Source organism: Christiangramia qingdaonensis, from assembly GCF_048381525.1.
Taxonomy (GTDB): domain Bacteria; phylum Bacteroidota; class Bacteroidia; order Flavobacteriales; family Flavobacteriaceae; genus Christiangramia.
On sequence record NZ_JBLWIM010000008.1, the window covers coordinates 506,911 to 508,230 of the forward strand.

Annotated in this window: 1 protein-coding gene; it reads right to left on the bottom strand. The window is 40.5% G+C overall.

What is annotated here, in order from left to right; translation table 11 throughout:
• Nucleotides 1-65 precede the first annotated feature (65 nt).
• Nucleotides 66-1,253: an elongation factor Tu gene (gene tuf / locus ACNI3T_RS03020; protein ID WP_322302161.1), complete on the bottom strand. Its 1,188-nt coding sequence runs from the start codon at nt 1,251-1,253 to the stop codon at nt 66-68.
• Nucleotides 1,254-1,320 lie beyond the last annotated feature (67 nt).

The window sequence follows — 1,320 nt, forward strand, 5'->3', positions numbered from 1 at the left end:
AACCCGTAAATATAAGTGAAGGCACCCCGCTTGCCACGGGATACCTTTTTATATATAGAAAATTCTTAGTCTAGAATTTCAGTTACCTGTCCAGCACCTACAGTTCTACCACCTTCACGAATTGCGAAACGTAGACCAGTATTCATTGCGATTGGCTGAATAAGCTCAACAGTAATTGTAAGGTTATCACCTGGCATTACCATTTCTACACCATCAGGAAGATTGATTGTTCCAGTTACATCAGTTGTACGTACGTAGAACTGTGGACGGTAGTTGTTATGGAATGGAGTGTGACGTCCACCTTCTTCTTTCTTAAGGATATAAACCTCAGCTTTGAATTTAGCGTGTGGAGTTACAGATCCTGGCTTAGTAATTACCATACCTCTAGAAATCTGAGACTTCTCAATACCTCTTAGCAAGATACCTACGTTATCACCAGCTTCACCTCTATCAAGAATCTTACGGAACATTTCAACTCCAGTAATAGTAGAAGTAAGTTTTCCAGCTCCCATACCAATGATCTCTACAGGATCTCCAGTGTTTGCAACACCAGTTTCGATACGTCCAGTTGCTACTGTACCACGACCTGTAATAGAGAACACATCTTCGATAGGCATCAAGAAAGGCTTATCAACATCACGTTCTGGAAGTTCAATCCAGTTATCAACTGCTTCCATAAGATCAAGAACAGTCTTAGACCATTTCTCATCTCCCTCTAGTGCTCCAAGTGCAGAACCTGAAATTACAGGACCATTATCACCATCGTACTCGTAGAAAGAAAGAAGATCTCTTACTTCCATTTCAACTAACTCAAGAAGCTCCTCATCATCTACAAGGTCAACTTTATTTAAGAATACAACGATTCTTGGAATACCTACCTGGCGTCCAAGAAGGATGTGCTCACGAGTTTGAGGCATAGGACCATCAGTCGCAGCCACAACAAGAATAGCACCGTCCATTTGAGCAGCACCAGTTACCATGTTCTTTACGTAATCGGCGTGACCAGGACAGTCAACATGAGCGTAGTGACGGTTAGCTGTTGAGTACTCAACGTGAGAAGAGTTAATTGTAATACCTCTTTCTTTTTCTTCAGGAGCGTTGTCAATTTGATCAAACGCACTAGCTTCTGAATATCCAGCATCAGCCATTACTTTAGTAATAGCTGCAGTTAAAGTAGTTTTTCCGTGATCTACGTGTCCAATTGTACCAATATTTAGGTGCGGTTTGGAACGATCGTAAGTTTCCTTTGCCATAATTAATACTTATTTAATCTTAGTTATATATTAGTGTTCAATTTTATACAAAACTAGAGCCAACGAC